Source organism: Pseudomonas sp. NPDC089407, assembly GCF_044900445.1.
Lineage (GTDB): Bacteria > Pseudomonadota > Gammaproteobacteria > Pseudomonadales > Pseudomonadaceae > Aquipseudomonas.
The window spans coordinates 1-15,250 of the sequence record NZ_JBJDNB010000045.1 but is presented as its reverse complement, the minus strand read 5'-3'; the positions used below and the strand labels follow the sequence as shown (position 1 = coordinate 15,250).

Below are 15,250 nucleotides of genomic sequence, written 5' to 3'. Positions count from 1 at the left end.
GCAATGTCCCAACAACCCCACGTTCATGGCCCTGACTGCAACCACGACCATGATCACCACCATGACCACGATCACGGCCATGTGCACGGCCCGCACTGCAACCACGGCCACCAGGAGCCGGTGCGTAACGCCCTGAAGGACGTTGGCCGTAACGACCCGTGCCCGTGCGGCAGCGAGAAAAAGTTCAAGAAGTGCCACGGCGCCTGATAACTGCACACCAGGCCAGCATTTAGCCGGACCCATGTGGGAGCGGGCGAGCCCTAATGCCAGTCAGCTAAGCAATTTGGGGCCGCGTTGCGGCCCATCGCCGGCAAGCCAGCTCCCACACAGGCTGTGTGAAAACCTCCCGACCGATGTAGCTGTTCAAAAAACATCCTAAAAATCGCGCTCTTACGCAAAATATGGGTCTGCTGAGCAGCCAACTCTTTTCAGATTTCACGTTCGAGCGCGATCATCGAAAAGTGACGGGGGTTTTCACACAGCCTGCACAGGTGCGGCGCATGGCTTGAGATCAGTGCATTTGGTGTGGGAGCTGGCTTGCCTGCGATGGGCTGCGCAGCAGCCCCAGTAGCCTTAACTGACTGGCATTAGGGCGAGCCCGCGAACACTGGCCATGCCGGTGCCATTCACCGCGTCGCATGCTTCGCGGGCACGCCCGCTCCCACAGGGATTGCGCAGGGTTATGCAGCCTTGCGCCGGTTCGCCCCCAGCAAATCCTGGTACCACAGGCCGGCGTCATAGGCGATGGTTACCAGCGTGGTGCCGGCATAACGCGGGTGTTGGGCCATGCGCTGGGCAACCGCGAGGCAGGCCGCAGCAGTGTTACCGACAAAAATGCCACTCTGCATGTAGAACCAGCGCTGGGAAGCCAGCATCTCCGGGTGTTGCACCTGCGCCCGCTCATCCACCAGCGACCAGTCCATGAACGGCGGGCACACCCCCACCGCCATGCCCTCAAAACGGTGATCGGTGAACACGCCAGCCCTCGAGTCACAGCCACTGGGGTCGACCAGCACCGTAGACACCTCGAAACCATGGTCCTTCAGCCCCAAGGTGATCCCGGTGAAGCTGGCGCCCGTACCTGCGCAACCGACAAACAGGACCTCCTTGCCAGCCCCGGCATTGGTCAATTGCAGCGCCAACTCGCTGGCTGTCTGGTAACGGTGGGCCTCGATACCCACCGGGTTGTTGAACTGGTCGGTATAAAAGTATGACTTGCCCAGTGCAGCCTGGTTTTCCAGGTGGTGCATGACCACATCCTTGGGTGTGGCACCGGCCATCAGCATGTCCTTGCCGATCAACCGGGCACCAAAGCACTCCAGTAAATCCCGCTTGGTCTGGCTGAAGCTCAGCCCCACCGCCAGCTCTACGTCGACCTGGTACTTGTGGCAGGCCGCCAGCAAGCCGAAGCCGAAACTGCCACCGGTTTTTTCGATGACGGTTGTCACCCCGGGGATGATGTCGCCAATGCGCACTGCATGTTCGACGATGCGCCGGGCCGCCCGGTACTTGTGGCTGCCGCCCGGGTTGTTCATTTCCAGCTTGGTGTAGATGCGATCACTGACACTGATGAGCTCGCTCATTTGCGGCCACCTTCCATTGAAGTCTGCAGGCAGGCCTTGTTCTGCAGCAGGCCGGCAGTGGCAACCAGCAGCCCGATGCACAGGGCCATGCAGATGGCATTGGTACCGTCCCAACCGACCGTACTCAGCAACAGCGAAGGGCTGAACGCACCAATGGTGGCAAAGATGGCGATGCCCAGGTCGTTCTTGCCCTGCATCTGCATGGCTGCCGGGCTGTTCTGCAGCGACTGCGCCAGCAAGGCACCGCCACCGACATAGGTCAGGTTCCAACCCAGCCCGAGGGCAATCAGTGCCACGGTCATCATGGCGTAGCTGTGCGACCAGATATTCAGCGCCGAGCACCCGATCAACAGCGCCAGCCCCGCGCAGATGGTGGTCCTGATACCCAGCCGCTGGATAATCGCACCGGTGAAGAACGACGGGGCAAACATGGCGATCACATGCCACTGGATTGCCAGGCGCACGTCGGTGAAGTCCTCATGCATGTGTTTCATGTGCATCGAGGCCTGAATCATCAACAGGTTCATGATGCCGTAGCCCAGCGCCGCGACAGCCATTGCCACGATCACGCTCGGGCTTAGTGGCTCGGTACGGCTGGTGGCCGGCGTTGCTACGCTGTTGGCCGCGCTGGCACGGCTGGCATCGTTGGGCAGGCACAGGGCAATCAGCAACGACAGCAGCGCCAGGCCGACAAACGCGGCATAGCAGAGCGAGAACAGTGGGTAGCCACCAACGTCGCGCAACCACTCGGTGAGCGTCGGCCCGACCACGGCGGCAATGACGCCCCCGGCCACGACCAGCGAAAGGGCTTTGGGCTTCAGGGCCTGAGAAAGGTTGTCAGTAGCCGCGAAACGGTTGAAGTTGGCGAAGGCGATGTACACCCCCAACGCAGAATGGCTGAGCACCAGGGTTGCAAAATGCTGGTGCTCGACCGCCAGAAAGCCGCTGACGCCAGACAGCGCCAGGGGAATTGCGCCGAGCATGAAGGCTTTCTTGCGGCCGATGCGGCTCATCAACCTGGACACCGGATAGGTGGCCAGCATCAGGCACAGGAACTGGAAGCCGTAAGGCACCGTGGACCAAGCGGCGTCGGGCGCCAGTGCCGCACCGACGATGGCAGCCATGGTCACCGACATGACCGCGGTGGTCAGGTTGATCGACTGTGCGGTGAAATACAGGTACGTGCGCCGCGGCAGGGTGCTGTTCATAGTGCGTGCTCGTGGTAGGTGGACAGGTCGATTTCGGCCTCGGGGAACACGCAGATCAGCCGTTCCTTGCCTTTGCCCAGCCGCTTGCGCTTGACGCTCAGCCGCCCGATGCGCCGAGGTGAATCGAGGTGCGTGCCACCGCACGGGATCTCGATGCCGTCGTAGGTCCACAAACGCGCGTCTTCCAGCCCCTCGACCGCGTAGTGCTCGATGGGCGCATCGCAGCCGATCAGTTCATTCGCCCGCCGCTCTATTTCAACCACCTCTTCAGCCGTGAAGGCGTCCTCGACCAAGAAGTCGAAACGTGCCGTGTCCTCCTTGATATGGCAGCCGATGGTCCATTGCTTAAGTTCTTCACGCAGCCCGACGGCAGCGGCATACAGGAAGTGGCTGGCACTGTGCGACAGCGTTAGCCGTTCACGCCGTTCAATATCGATGGTGACGCGGGCCGGCATGCCGACGGTGACTTCATCCAGCAGGTGCAGGTCATCCGGGTGCAGGCTGTGAATGATGATGCCGCCCAGTTTTCCGCCTTTGAAACCTTCCAGGCGAATGGGGCTACCGTAAAGTTTTTTTACCCAGACAAACCGCACGGTCCCGACAGGCAGTTCAATGGTACCGAAGTCTGCTTCCTGGCCGCCGCCTTCCGGGTAGGCCACGGTACTTTGCAACTCGATGCCGTCACTGTGCACCCGTGTTACTTGCGTATTGGCACCGGCCAGGTATTGGTCTTTGTAATACAGCTTCTCGGTATTGCGCAAAACTTCATAGTTCAGAGCGTTCATGATTCAAGTACCACCTGCAATGATGTTTTAACCTGCACCCGGGCGGCGGCAGGAACGTCTTTGGTAACAATGCAGCCCGGCCCGATAAAGGCGCCGTCACCGATGTGGATAGCGCCCAGCACACTGGCGAAAGCGCCGATCTGTACGCGGTTGCCAAGGGTTGGGTGCCGGGCGCTCGACGGGTTGTCGCTGATGCCGCGGGCGCCCAGGGTGACGCCGCCAAGCACGTAGCAATCGTCCCCGATGGTCGAGGTTTCACCAATGACGGTGCCCATGCCGTGATCGATGATGAAGCGCGCGCCGATACGGCTGCGGAAGTGGATTTCCGCACCCGAGAGCATCTTCCCGCGCCGGGAAACCATGGCCGCCAGGCATTGGCCGCCGGCGCCGTAAGTTGCAGCGCTGTTGTTGTAGATCCAGTGGGCAAGGCGGTAATGCAGAACCGCGGAATAAGAGGTATAGGTTCTGGCGATGAAGATCACGTCACGGCCCGCGGCCGGGTCCTTCATGGCAAATGCCAACAAATCGGCATGCGCCTGTTCAGTCACGGCTTCAATAATCGCTGTTTGTTTCAGCGTTTCGAATTCTTCAATTGAACAGCACTCCAGTAACGCAGAGGTCACAAGGTTTTTTACAACTTTGTATGACGCCAGTTCATCAGGCACAGGAAGCCTGGCAATGACGGCTGATTGCATGTCCATAGGTGCAGGGCTCGTTATCCAGTTGTCTGGTTTGCACAGACGCTAAAAGTGCTGCCTTGGCTGGCAGCCGAAAGTTCCGACAAGGGGATAGTGGCAGGTACTGGCCATTTGCAAACGAACAGTCGACAAGCATTTCCGTTAACTGTTAGGCTTTTTTTTCTAACGGTTTCGGACCTGCCATGACCACCTGCAGCCTTCATGACCTGTTGAAACAACGCCTCGATGCAGGGGAGTGGTTGCCTGGCCAGCGCATGCCCTCGATCCGCAAGCTGACCGCTGCCGTCGATTTCAGTTACCACGACGTGGTGTCGGCCTATGCCCAACTGGTCAGTGAAGGCGTGTTGACCGCCTCGCCCGGGCGCGGCTACTTCGTCGCCAATCGGGCACGCCAGACAAGCGTGATCCACGAGCCCGAGTGCATGGCCGGTGACCCGTTGTTCCGGCTGCTGCAGGGCGGCCAGCACTACACCAAGCTGGGCAGCGGCTGGCTGCCCCCGGCATGGCGAGATACCGAACTGCTGGCCAAGGCCATTCGGCGCACGGCGCGGCTGGAGCAAAGTTCGCTGGCAGAGTACGGCGATATCCAGGGCTACCTGCCCATGCGCAAACAGCTGTGCGTGCACATGAAGCGGCTGACCCGGGTCGATGCCCGCCCCAACCAGTTGTTGACCACACTGGGCGCCACCCAAGGGTTGGACCTGGTTGCACGGTTGTTGATCAAGCCTGGCGATCACGTGTTTGTCGACGAGCCGGGCAACGGCAACCTGATCAAGCTGATCCAGCTGGCCGGCGGCCACGTGGTCGGCATCCGGCGCACCCAGGACGGACCCGACGTGGAAGAAATGCGCAGCTACCTGGCCAGGCACAAGGTCAGGGCGTTTTTCTGCAACAGCACCTTTCACAACCCGACCGGCAGCAACATCAGCCCACACAACGCCTTCAGCGTGCTGCGCCTGGCGGTTGAACACGAGTTCTACGTGGTCGAGGACGATGTGTATGGCGATTTCAGCCCGGCCGTGCGCCAGACCTTTGCCGAGCTGGACAACCTGGACCGGGTCATCTACATCGGCAGCTTCTCCAAATGCCTGTCGGCATCGTTGCGCGTGGGGTTCATCGCCTGCTCGCAAGACCTGATCGAACCGCTGACCCGCCTGAAACTGCTGACGTGCGTAGCCGTCCCGGCGTTCTGCGAGCGCTTCGTCAACACTATATTGTCGGATGGCACCTATGCGCGGCACATGAAGGATGTGCAGCAACGCCTGATTCGCCAGCAAGTGCAGACCCAGCGCTTGTTGCTGGAGCGCGGCTGGCAGTTCGAGATTGCGCCGCAGGGGGGCATGTTCCTGTGGGTCTACCACCCGGACCTGCCCGACCTGCAACCTTTCATACGCAAACTGGAGCAACACAAGATCCTGCTGATGCCAGGTTCTGCATTTGCCGTCACCCGTGACTACCGGCGCTATGCACGTATCAACTGCACGCATTTTTCCGACACCCTGGCCGAGCATTTCGACGTTTGATCTGCCACAGGTAAATAAACCGACCTGAGACCTTGCATGGCGCCTGCGCGCTTACTACCTTAGCGCCTTTCCACACCAGCCTCGCCTTGCAGGAGCCCTTGTCATGGCCGCCGCCGCCTTTCCTCCCTTCCGCCTGCGGTTTGCAACCGCTGCTACGCTGCTCGGCATGCTCGGGCTGGCCGGCTGCCAGACGGGCGGCTACCAGGGCAGCGTGCCACCGACCAGCGGCGTACAGCCGCTCAAGGGCCTGGCGCAGAACGTTTCGGTACGGCGCAACGCCATGGGGGCACCGCTGATCGAAAGCAGCAGCTTCCATGACGCGCTGTTCAGCCTGGGCTATGTGCACGCCGGTGACCGCATCGAGCAGATGCTTGCCATGCGCCTGCTGGCCCAGGGCCGCCTGGCCGAGCTGGCCGGCAGCGAGGCGCTGGACATCGACCGCCTGATGCGTGCTGCCAACCTCAAGCAGAGCGCCGCCCAGCAGTACGCCGATGCCTCGCCACGGCTCAAGCGCTTCTTTGAAGTGTACGCGCGCGGCGTCAACGCCTACCTGTTCCGCTACCGCGACAAGTTGCCAGCCGACCTGGCCAACAGCGGCTATCGCCCGGAGTACTGGAAGCCTGAAGACTCGGCGCTGATCTTCTGCCTGTATGCGTTCAGCCAGTCGGTGAACCTGCAGGAAGAACTCAGTGCCCTGACCCTGGCGCAGCGAGCCGGCAGCGACAAGCTGGCCTGGCTGCTGCCCGGCGCGCCGGATGAGCCGTTGGCCGAAAGCGAGCTGGACAAGCTCAAGGGCCTGAACCTGGCCAGCCAGTTGCCTGGGCTGCCCGCCCTGGCCGCCGCCAGCCAGAAACTGGCCGACCTCGACCTGCTCGGCAGCCCGGGCTCGGCCAACCTGGCCCTCGGCCCACAGCGCAGCCGCAGCGGCAAGAGCCTGCTGGCCAGCGACAGCCGTGCAGCCTGGGCCCTGAGCCCGGTACAGATCCATACCAGCAAGTACCAGGTCGCCGGCCTGTCGTTGCCCGGCCTGCCGATTGTGCTGGCCGGCTACAACGGCAAGCTGGCCTGGAGCAGCAGCGCGGTCATGGCCGACAACCAGGACGTGTTCCTCGAACAACTGCGCCGCCAGGGCAGCCAGCTGAGCTACCTGGCAGACGGTAAATGGCTGCCGGCCCGCGCCCGCAGCGAAACCTTCTTCGTGCGTGGCCAGCGGCCGCTGCGCGAAGTGATGTATGACACTCGCCACGGCACCCTGTTGCCCCAGCCCGACAATGCCAGCCTGGGCCTGGCCCTGAACCTGCCGCAGTTCAAAGGCGACCGCAGCCTGGATGCACTGTTTGACCTGACCCGCGCCAGTAACCTGGAGCGGGCCTTCGACAGTACCCGTGAAGTGACCGCCGCCGCCCTCAATTTCGTGTTCGCCGAGCCCGAACACATCGGCTGGCAAGTCAGTGGCCGCTACCCTAACCGCCGCGAAGGCCAGGGCTTGCTGCCCTCGCCGGGTTGGGACGGGCGCTACGACTGGGACGGCTATGCCGACGCGATGCTGCACCCGTACGACCAGGACCCGAGCGCCGGCTGGATCGGCCATGCCAACCAGCGCAGCCAGCCACGTGGCTATGGCATGCAGCTGTCTAGCACCTGGTACTACCCCGAGCGCGCCGAACGCCTGGCCCAGCTGGCCGGCAATGGCCGCCACGACAGCCGTAGCCTGATGGCCCTGCAGAACGACCAGGTAACTCTGCTGGCCGACAAGCTCAAGCAGATGTTCGACGCCCCTGGCATGGCCCAGCCGCTAAAGCAGGCGATCGACGCCCTGCCTGGCGCACAGCGCGACAAGGCCCGCGACACACTGGCCCGGCTCAAGGCTTTCGATGGCCGCCTGAGCCCGGTGTCGGCAGATGCCGCACTGTACGCGCTGTTCTTGCAGGAAGTGGCACGGCAGACCTTCCTCGATGACCTGGGCCCGGAGCCCGGCCCAGCCTGGCAGGCCTTTGTCAGCAATGCGCGGTTGTCGTTCTCGGCCCAGGCCGATCACCTGCTGGGCCGCGATGAAAGCCCGTTCTGGGACGACCGCAACACCCCGCAGAAAGAAGACAAGCCGGCTATCCTAGCCCGCAGCCTGGCGGCGGCAGTGGATGCAGGCACCGCACAACTGGGCGCCGACCGCCGCGCCTGGCAGTGGGGCAAGCTGCACCAGTACCGCTGGCCGGCACCGGCCTACCATGGCCTGGGCGATGCCCTCAGCCGTGCGCCGCTGGCCGCAGGTGGCGACTTCACCACCCTGGCACTGACGCCGTACGCCTGGGGCAGCGACTTCGACACCCGCCTGCCGGCCTCGGCGCGGATGATCGTCGACTTCGGCCAGGCCGAACCGCTGCAGGTCCTGACCAGCAGCGGCCAGTCCGGCAACCCGGCCAGCGCGCATTACAGCGACGGGCTGGATGCCTGGTTCAAAGGGCGCTTCATGAGCCTGCCGCTGCAGCAGCAGAACTTTGGGCGGGCGTATGGCAACCAGCGGTTGACCTTGGTGCCTGGGCGGTAAAGCATATACATCGTGGGAGGCTGAGAAGGGCCTGGTTGGACAGTTTCAGCGCCTGTGAGATCGAGCGCCGCCCGCGCGGCGCTTCGCGGCACAAGGCCGCTCCCACATTTGTTTCGGGCCAGTTATTCCTGTGGCATTTTCGCGCGGCCCTTTGGCGCATGGCTCGATATCAGGTCATACACACAAGGCGAGCAACGGTGGCACCACAGGGTGTATTGGCCCGAAACAGATGTGGGAGCGGCCTTGTGCCGCGAAGCGCCGCGCGGGCGGCGCTCGATCTCACAGGCGCTACCAGTTGCCCGCCTGACACCTGCCAGCCCCAACCCGCCCGAACTTCCCTCCTCCGCCACGGCTCCTAACTGGTAACCCAGCCAGTGCAAAAAACTCATGGACCTCGTGATCGCCCGCCCCGAAGGCCTTTATTGCCCACCCGGTGATTTCTATATCGACCCGTGGCGCCCCGTGGACCGGGCCGTGATCACCCATGGCCACGGCGACCATGCCCGCACCGGCAACGGCCATTACCTGACCGCCAGCCCCGGTGCCGGCATCCTGCGCAGCCGCCTGGGCCAGGACATCGCTTTGCAGACCCTGCCCTACGGCGAACGCCTGCTGCACCACGGCGTCACCCTGAGCCTGCACCCGGCCGGGCATGTACTGGGCTCGGCGCAAGTGCGCCTGGAGTACCAGGGTGAAGTGTGGGTCGCCTCTGGAGACTACAAGGTAGAGCCCGATGGCACCTGTACGCCCTTCGAGCCGGTGCCGTGCCACACCTTCATTACCGAGTCGACCTTCGGCCTGCCGATCTACCGATGGCCCAGCCAAAGCGAAATCTTTGCCGGTATCAATGCCTGGTGGCGGGCCAACTGCGAGCAGGGCAAAGCCAGCGTCTTGTTCTGTTATGCCTTCGGCAAGGCACAGCGCATTCTGCACGGGCTGGATGCCAGCATCGGCCCGATTCTGGTGCACGGCGCCGTCGAGCCGCTTAACCGGGTTTACCGGGATGCCGGGGTCTACCTGCCGGAAACCCGCTATGCCGGCGATATCCCGCGCAACGACCCCTTGTTGCGTCAGGCGCTGGTGCTGGCCCCGCCGTCGGCAGGGGGCAGTAGCTGGATGCGCCGCTTTGGCGATTACAGCGATGCCTTTGCCAGTGGCTGGATGCTGCTGCGCGGCACCCGCCGACGCCGTGGTGTGGACCGGGGCTTCGTGCTTTCCGACCACGCCGACTGGCCCGGCTTGCTGTGGGCCATCGGCCAGACCGGCGCCGAGCGGGTGATGGTCACCCATGGCTCGGTCAACGTGCTGGTGCGCTACCTTAACGAACAAGGCCTGGATGCCCGCGCCTTCGTCACCGAGTACGGTGAGGAGGACGACGTGCCAAACACCGAGCCGTCATCATGAAAGCCTTTGCCGCGTTGTACCTGCGCCTGGATGCGACCACCTCCAGCAACGCCAAGCTGGAAGCGCTGCGCGATTACTTCAGCATGGCCCCCGCCGAAGATGCCGCCTGGGCGGTGTACTTCCTGGCCGGCGGCCGCCCGCGTCAACTGGTCCCCACCCGCCTTTTGCGCGAACTGGCCACAGCCCTGGCCGGCCTGCCGGACTGGCTGTTCGAGGAAAGCTACCAGGCCGTGGGGGATCTGGCCGAAACCATTTCGCTGCTGCTGCCGTTGCATGCCGAGGGCAGCGAAGAGGGCCTGGCCATCTGGGTTGAACAGCACCTGCTGCCCTTGCGCGGGCTGCCGCCCGAGCAGATCCAGCAGCGCCTGCCGGCGCTCTGGGCGCAGCTGGACCGGCCTAGCCTGATGCTGTGCCTGAAGCTGATCACCGGCAGCTTTCGCGTGGGTGTGTCCAAGTTGCTGGTCACCCGCGCCTTGGCGCAGTTGGCCGGGCTGGACGCCAAACGCGTGGCCCAGCGCCTGGTCGGCTACACCGATATCAGCCATCGCCCCACGGCCGCCAGCTACCAGAAGCTGATCGCGGCCGAGTCCGCCGATGAACACAGCCAGCGTGGCGGCCAGCCCTACCCCTTCTTCCTGGCCCACCCGCTGCAGGCGCCAAGCGAGCAGTTCGATGCCTTGCTCGGGCCGCCAAGTGACTGGCAGATCGAATGGAAGTGGGACGGCATTCGCGCCCAGGTGGTCAAGCGCGACGGCCAGCTATGGGTGTGGTCGCGTGGCGAGGAACTGGTGACTGACCGCTTCCCCGAACTGCACAGCCTGGCGCAGACCTTGCCCGATGGCGTGGTGCTCGACGGGGAAATTCTGGTGTGGAAGCCAGGGAATACAGGTGCTGAACTGGCCGTACAGCCGTTTGCCTTGCTGCAGCAGCGTATCGGGCGCAAAACGCTTGGCAAAAAACTGCTGAACGATGCGCCGGTGGTGCTGCAGGCCTACGACCTGCTGGAGTGGCAAGGCGAGGACTGGCGCAGCCGACCTCAGCACGAACGCCGCAGCCAACTGGAACGCTTGCTGGAAGAGCACCCGCTGGCCCCGGTACTGCTATCGCCGCTGCTCGATGGCCCGAACTGGGCCGACCTTGCCCGCCAGCGCGAGCAGTCGCGCAGCCTGGGCGTCGAAGGCCTGATGCTCAAGCAGCGCGAAGCCCTGTACGGCGTAGGCCGCACCAAAGACATGGGCACCTGGTGGAAATGGAAGATCGACCCGTTCAGCGTCGATGCCGTGCTGATCTATGCCCAGCGTGGCCACGGCCGCCGGGCCAGCCTGTACAGCGACTACACCTTCGCCGTGTGGGATGCGCCGGCCGGCACGCCGGGGCGGGCCCTGGTGCCCTTTGCCAAAGCCTATTCCGGGCTCAGTGACGAAGAAATGCGCAAGGTCGACAGCATTATCCGCAAGACCACAGTAGAAACCTTCGGCCCGGTGCGCAGCGTGACACCCACGCTGGTGTTCGAGCTGGGCTTCGAAGGGATCGCCCTGTCGCGCCGTCACAAGAGCGGTATTGCCGTGCGCTTTCCGCGCATGTTGCGCTGGCGGCTGGACAAGCCAGTAGAAGAGGCGGATGACCTGGCGACCCTGCAAGCATTGCTGGCCTGACGCAAGTTCTGTACCGAGTTGGCTTCTTCGCGGGCTTGCCCGCTCTCATAGAACAAACTCTAACTTATTGATTTAGCGAAATTTGTGGGAGCGGGCTTGTCCCGCGAACACCGGCAAAGCCGGTGCCAGACACCGGGTTGCCTTCTTCGCGGGACAAGCCCGCTCCCACAATGGCCATTGTTCTCTGCGAGACAGCGCAGCCCGGAAGGGCTGGGTGATCTCCCACAGAACTGCACATAAGTCATTGGATTAGCGAGGACACTGTGGGAGCGGCTTTAGCCGCGAACACCGGCAAAGCCGGTGCCATGCACCGCGTTGGATTCTTCGCGGCTAAAGCCCCCACAGGGTATTGCTAACCGCTCTGGCTCAGAACGCCAGGCCTACCTTCACGCCAAACTCGTCACGCTTGAGCTTGGTGTTGTCCGCCACGGGGGTGTCCTCGTCCAGCTTGTACTCGGTACGGGTGTAATAAACCCCGGCCTGCACCGGCAAGCCACCCTGCTGGTTCATCAGCAACGTGACCTCGGCATAGGGGTTGGTGCGGTCCTTCAGGTCGACCGTATCGCTGCCAAAGTCGTCAACTTTCAGCCGGGCACGGCCATCGAGGGTATGCCGTGCCCCCACTTCTACCCGCAAGGTCGAGGCATCGAACTGGTGGTTATAGCCCAGCGCGGCCTTGGCAAACGGCGACTTCACAGTGAGCTTGGTATCAAGGTCGTTGATCTCCGGCTCGAAACGCGACCAGCTGTAGCCGCCCCCCACAGTCACGTCGACAAAGTTGCGGGCGTCCAGCGCCGCGCGCCAGCCGAGGTCAAGGTCGGCTTGGGCTTCCTTGAGTTTGTTGTCGTTCTTCTTACCATACTTGGCTTCTGCGCCGAGCTGGTAGATGAAGCCGGACTCAGCGGTCATCTTGTTGCCGAAGGTTGCGAATACCCCGCCCTGGCCCATATGTTCCTTGTCGCTTTCGCTACCGCCTTCGAACTTGAATGTGTCGTAGGCACCCGACAGGCCAAGGGTGAACAGCGGGTCGGTGCTAGGTGCGGCGATGGCCGCCAGCGGCGCGGCGATCAGGGCGAACAGGCAGGTGTGGCGCAACAGTTGACGAGCGGGCATGCGTGAAGTCTCCATGACTTGATAACGAATAACGAACGACCGGTTCGAGAACAGCGGCACTGGAAAAGTTCGAAAAGAAGTGAGCTGAAAAGCGCAACCCAGCGTTCACACAGATCATTCACCGCGCGCCAGTATTTGACGCCCCAACGTTTCGATGCTCAGATGCACGCCAGTTTCAGGTGTCCTGCGCCGCCGCGCGCAGGGTGAAACGGGAAGCCGGTGCGTCGTGTTGCCCACGACAAGTCCGGCGCTGCCCCCGCAACGGTAAGCGAGCGAACCCTTCGACATACCACTGTGCACACGCATGGGAAGGTGAAGGTTTCATGCCCCTCGCAAGCCCGGAGACCGGCCTGAAGCATCACTTGGCAACCCGCGGTGGGCGGGCGCAGGCCGGTATCCGTGCGCGCGCCTGCCTGCACGGAACGCCTCCTTTGCGTGTTTTCCACCGGGATCCATTCATTCCTGCAGCAGTGGAACGACATGTCCCGTATGTTCAAGCTTCACCCCCTGGCGGCCTGCCTGGCCGTCGCCCTGCCAGCCCTGGCCGATGACCGTGAGCCGCAACCCCTGGCCTTGCCATCAACGGCCATCACCGGCAGCCTCGACAGCCGTACTGTCGACTTGGCCACACCCACCCAGGCCGGCTCGCGCCTTGGCCTCAGTGCCCTGGAAACACCCGCCAGCACCAGCAGCATCAGTGCCGAGCAAATCCAGCAGCGCAACAACCTCACCGTGCAGGATGCCGTTACCCGCTCGCCAGGCATCACCTTCGTCGGCTCCCCGGGCGATGGCGGCACCGGCCTGTCCGCCCGTGGTTTTGCCGGGCACAGCTCAGTCATGACCTTGTTCGACGGCACGCGCCTGTTCACGGGTGCCGGCACCCAGACCTTCCCGGTCGACCCGTGGATGGTCGAGCGCATCGACGTGATCCGTGGCCCCGCCTCTGTGCTGTTCGGCGAAGGCGCCACGGGCGCGGTGGTCAACGTGATCCCGAAAAAGCCGTTTGCCGGCGAGGTGCGCAACCACCTGCGCCTGGGCTACGGCTCGTGGGACCGCCAGCAATTAGGCCTCGATAGCGGCGGCAGCGTCAGCGAGCGCCTGAGCTATCGCCTGACCCTGAACCAGCAGGCCGGTAATGGCTGGGTCGATCACACCACCTCGCGCAGCCTGGCCCTGAGCGCGGCACTGCGCTTCGACGCCAGCGAAGACCTCAGTTTCACCCTTGCCCATGACCGCGGCGAGGCACAACCTGCCAACTACTACGGCACCCCGCTGATCGACGGCCACTACCGCAGCAGCCTGCGCAAGAAAAACTACAACGTGCAGAACGACGTGCAGCGCTACGACGACGAGTGGACCCGGCTGACCACCGACTGGACGTTGAACGACCACGTCAGCGCCAGCAACCAGCTGTTCTACATCAAGAGCCGCCGCCACTGGCGCAATGCCGAAAACTACGACTGGGATGCCGAGCGCCAGCAGTTGCAGCGCGGCAGCTACCTGGAAATCAAGCACAACCAGGAGCAGTTCGGCGACCGTCAGACGTTCACCCTCGATCACTCGCTGTTCGGCCTGGCCAGCAAGACCGTACTCGGCGCCGAGTACAACAAGGTGGGTTTCAACGTCGACAGCAACGCCCCGTACAACGATGTCGGCGGCGATTACATCGACCCGTGGCAACCCCAGCCGGGCTGGTTCCACAGCGCCTCGCCACTGCGCCCGCAAACCCTGTCCACCACCCACACCTTCTCCCTGTTCGCTGAAAACCGCCTGCAGCTGAGTGATCGCCTGTCGCTGGTGACCGGCGTGCGCCGCGACCAGAACCACATCGACCGCGACAACCTGACCAACGACAGCCGCAGCGACCGCAGCCTGCAAGGTGGCAACTGGCGCGTCGGGCTGGTGTACGCGCTCAGTGACGACCTGTCGCTGTATGGCCAGTACTCCACCAGCGAGGACGGGGTGAACAACTTGATCAGCCTTAGCCCGAGCCAGATGCACTATGACCTGACCGAAGCGAAGCAGACCGAGGTGGGCCTGAAACAACGCTTCTGGGACGGCCGTGGCGAATGGACCCTGGCGGCCTACCATATCGTCAAGAAAAAGCTGCTGGTGGACGACCCGATCACCCACGAGCAGCAACAGGCCGGCCAGCAGACATCCGATGGCCTGGAAGCGACCCTGGAGCTGGCGCTGGCGCACCAGTGGCAGGTGTCGGCCAACGCCTCGCTGGTGCGCGCCAGGTATGACGACTTTGACGAGGTGGTCGGTGGCGTGGCAGAGGACCGCGCCGGCAACCGGCCAACCAACGTGCCACGGCGTACGGCCAACCTGTGGCTGAGCAAAGGCTTCGGCCAGCAGGTGGAGGCTGGCATTGGAGCGCGCTATGTGGATGAGCGCTATGCCGACACCGCCAACACCCAGCGCGCACCCGGCTACATCGTGGTCGATGCCAATATCGCCTGGCAGGTGCTACCGGATGTGAAGCTGGGCTTGCAGTTGAACAACCTGTTCGACCGCGAGTATGTGCAGGCGGCGTTCAGCGGGCAGCATTGGCTGATGGGGATGCCGCGGTCGTATTTTGCGACGGTGGATTACAGCTTCTGATCTGAGCTGGCCTGTGCGGGCCTCTTCGCGGGTGAACCCGCTCTCATAGAACAAACTCTAACTTATTGATTTAGCGAAACTTGTGGGAGCGGGCTTGTCCCGCGAACACCGGCAAAGCCGGTGCCAGAC

11 protein-coding genes and 1 riboswitch are annotated in these 15,250 nt (G+C 63.3%); of the genes, 6 read left to right on the top strand and 5 right to left on the bottom strand.

What is annotated here, in order from left to right:
• Nucleotides 1-3: 3 nt before the first annotated feature.
• On the top strand, nucleotides 4-207 hold the full coding sequence (locus tag ACI2KG_RS26195; protein WP_110679145.1) for an SEC-C metal-binding domain-containing protein: 204 nt from the start codon (nucleotides 4-6) through the stop codon (nucleotides 205-207).
• A 473-nt stretch (nucleotides 208-680) separates the two neighbouring features.
• Here ACI2KG_RS26195 and ACI2KG_RS26190 read toward each other — a convergent pair whose 3' ends face one another.
• From ACI2KG_RS26190 to ACI2KG_RS26175, 4 genes are read right to left on the bottom strand one after another with little or no spacing between them, the layout of a single operon-like run.
• Nucleotides 681-1,583 (bottom strand): pyridoxal-phosphate dependent enzyme, encoded by a 903-nt coding sequence (locus ACI2KG_RS26190; RefSeq protein ID WP_404663850.1) that lies wholly within the window; start codon nucleotides 1,581-1,583, stop codon nucleotides 681-683.
• Nucleotides 1,580-2,791 (bottom strand): MFS transporter, encoded by a 1,212-nt coding sequence (locus tag ACI2KG_RS26185; protein WP_404663849.1) that lies wholly within the window; start codon nucleotides 2,789-2,791, stop codon nucleotides 1,580-1,582. The genes ACI2KG_RS26190 and ACI2KG_RS26185 overlap by 4 nt, the downstream gene beginning before the upstream one ends.
• Nucleotides 2,788-3,576 carry an alanyl-tRNA editing protein gene (locus ACI2KG_RS26180; RefSeq protein ID WP_404663848.1) on the bottom strand — a complete coding sequence of 263 codons (789 nt, stop codon included), beginning with the start codon at nucleotides 3,574-3,576 and terminating at the stop codon, nucleotides 2,788-2,790. The genes ACI2KG_RS26185 and ACI2KG_RS26180 overlap by 4 nt, the downstream gene beginning before the upstream one ends.
• Complete coding sequence (locus ACI2KG_RS26175) at nucleotides 3,573-4,277, bottom strand: serine O-acetyltransferase (protein WP_404663847.1); 705 nt, start codon at nucleotides 4,275-4,277, stop codon at nucleotides 3,573-3,575. The genes ACI2KG_RS26180 and ACI2KG_RS26175 overlap by 4 nt, the downstream gene beginning before the upstream one ends.
• Nucleotides 4,278-4,456: 179 nt before the next feature.
• On the opposite strand from ACI2KG_RS26175, the gene ACI2KG_RS26170 reads away from it, so the two are divergent.
• From ACI2KG_RS26170 to ACI2KG_RS26155, 4 genes are all read left to right on the top strand, one after another.
• Nucleotides 4,457-5,797, top strand: a complete 1,341-nt coding sequence (locus ACI2KG_RS26170; protein WP_400614934.1) for a PLP-dependent aminotransferase family protein — start codon at nucleotides 4,457-4,459, stop codon at nucleotides 5,795-5,797.
• A gap of 103 nt (nucleotides 5,798-5,900) precedes the next feature.
• Nucleotides 5,901-8,342, top strand: a complete 2,442-nt coding sequence (locus ACI2KG_RS26165; RefSeq protein ID WP_404663846.1) for a penicillin acylase family protein — start codon at nucleotides 5,901-5,903, stop codon at nucleotides 8,340-8,342.
• 387 nt (nucleotides 8,343-8,729) lie between these two features.
• Nucleotides 8,730-9,746, top strand: a complete 1,017-nt coding sequence (locus tag ACI2KG_RS26160) for a ligase-associated DNA damage response exonuclease (RefSeq protein WP_400614926.1) — start codon at nucleotides 8,730-8,732, stop codon at nucleotides 9,744-9,746.
• Nucleotides 9,743-11,401, top strand: coding sequence for an ATP-dependent DNA ligase (locus ACI2KG_RS26155; protein WP_404663845.1), 1,659 nt, complete (start codon nucleotides 9,743-9,745; stop codon nucleotides 11,399-11,401). The genes ACI2KG_RS26160 and ACI2KG_RS26155 overlap by 4 nt, the downstream gene beginning before the upstream one ends.
• Nucleotides 11,402-11,767: 366 nt before the next feature.
• On the opposite strand, the gene ACI2KG_RS26150 is transcribed toward ACI2KG_RS26155, so the two are convergent.
• Nucleotides 11,768-12,514 carry an outer membrane beta-barrel protein gene (locus ACI2KG_RS26150; RefSeq protein ID WP_400621419.1) on the bottom strand — a complete coding sequence of 249 codons (747 nt, stop codon included), beginning with the start codon at nucleotides 12,512-12,514 and terminating at the stop codon, nucleotides 11,768-11,770.
• A gap of 160 nt (nucleotides 12,515-12,674) precedes the next feature.
• Nucleotides 12,675-12,883, top strand: a riboswitch (cobalamin riboswitch).
• A gap of 111 nt (nucleotides 12,884-12,994) precedes the next feature.
• On the opposite strand from ACI2KG_RS26150, the gene ACI2KG_RS26145 reads away from it, so the two are divergent.
• Nucleotides 12,995-15,121 carry a TonB-dependent receptor gene (locus ACI2KG_RS26145; RefSeq protein WP_404663844.1) on the top strand — a complete coding sequence of 709 codons (2,127 nt, stop codon included), beginning with the start codon at nucleotides 12,995-12,997 and terminating at the stop codon, nucleotides 15,119-15,121.
• Nucleotides 15,122-15,250: the final 129 nt, after the last annotated feature.

Bases quoted from the DNA above. Each gene is read 5' to 3' on its own strand.
- ACI2KG_RS26195 (WP_110679145.1), top strand. From the start codon at position 4: ATGTCCCAACAACCCCACGTTCATGGCCCTGACTGCAACCACGACCAT.
- ACI2KG_RS26190 (WP_404663850.1), bottom strand. From the start codon at position 1,583: ATGAGCGAGCTCATCAGTGTCAGTGATCGCATCTACACCAAGCTGGAA.
- ACI2KG_RS26185 (WP_404663849.1), bottom strand. From the start codon at position 2,791: ATGAACAGCACCCTGCCGCGGCGCACGTACCTGTATTTCACCGCACAG.
- ACI2KG_RS26180 (WP_404663848.1), bottom strand. From the start codon at position 3,576: ATGAACGCTCTGAACTATGAAGTTTTGCGCAATACCGAGAAGCTGTAT.
- ACI2KG_RS26175 (WP_404663847.1), bottom strand. From the start codon at position 4,277: ATGGACATGCAATCAGCCGTCATTGCCAGGCTTCCTGTGCCTGATGAA.
- ACI2KG_RS26170 (WP_400614934.1), top strand. From the start codon at position 4,457: ATGACCACCTGCAGCCTTCATGACCTGTTGAAACAACGCCTCGATGCA.
- ACI2KG_RS26165 (WP_404663846.1), top strand. From the start codon at position 5,901: ATGGCCGCCGCCGCCTTTCCTCCCTTCCGCCTGCGGTTTGCAACCGCT.
- ACI2KG_RS26160 (WP_400614926.1), top strand. From the start codon at position 8,730: ATGGACCTCGTGATCGCCCGCCCCGAAGGCCTTTATTGCCCACCCGGT.
- ACI2KG_RS26155 (WP_404663845.1), top strand. From the start codon at position 9,743: ATGAAAGCCTTTGCCGCGTTGTACCTGCGCCTGGATGCGACCACCTCC.
- ACI2KG_RS26150 (WP_400621419.1), bottom strand. From the start codon at position 12,514: ATGCCCGCTCGTCAACTGTTGCGCCACACCTGCCTGTTCGCCCTGATC.
- ACI2KG_RS26145 (WP_404663844.1), top strand. From the start codon at position 12,995: ATGTCCCGTATGTTCAAGCTTCACCCCCTGGCGGCCTGCCTGGCCGTC.